Annotated in this window: 2 pseudogenes; both read right to left on the reverse strand. The window is 76.0% G+C overall.

The annotated features are described in order from the left end of the window. Positions 1–315, reverse strand: a pseudogene (locus tag SM573_RS29730) (glycosyltransferase family 1 protein); the annotation flags it as partial. Next, a pseudogene (locus tag SM573_RS29735) lies at positions 312–513 on the reverse strand (hypothetical protein); the annotation flags it as partial. The pseudogenes SM573_RS29730 and SM573_RS29735, both read right to left, overlap by 4 nt.

Raw genomic sequence — 513 nt, forward strand, 5'->3', positions numbered from 1 at the left:
GCTGTGGGGGACGTCGCCGTCCTTCGGGGTGTTGTGCTCGACGTAGACGGCGGGGACGTCCCGGCCGGGTCGGCGCCCCAGCCACTTCTCCGCGAGGTCCAGCTCCTCGGGCCGTTGCAGGATGACCGCGTCCACGTCGGCGCCGGTCAGCTCCTCCGGGGTGACCTCCACGGCGCTGTCCGGCCAGGGGTAGGTGCGGGCCCGGCCGAGGCCGTAGGGGCCACGGTCGGGGGTCACCGGGACGAGGTAGCGGTGCCGGCCGTGCACGAACGCCGTGGTCCACGAGCCGTGCACGTGCCACAGGAGGATGTTCATCGGCCGCTCCCGCTCGTGGCGGTCAGCGCCCCACGGGCCGGGTCCGGGTGCGCCGCGACGGTCCGGCCCGCGTCGGCGGCCACACCGATCAGACGCAGCGCCGCGACCACGTCGGCGGGTTCGATTCCGGTGAGGCAGGGGTGGCCGGGGACGGGGCAGGTGGCGGCGCGGGTGTCGCGGCAGGCGGTGGTGGGGTCG

It is taken from the genome of Micromonospora xinjiangensis (assembly GCF_056150165.1).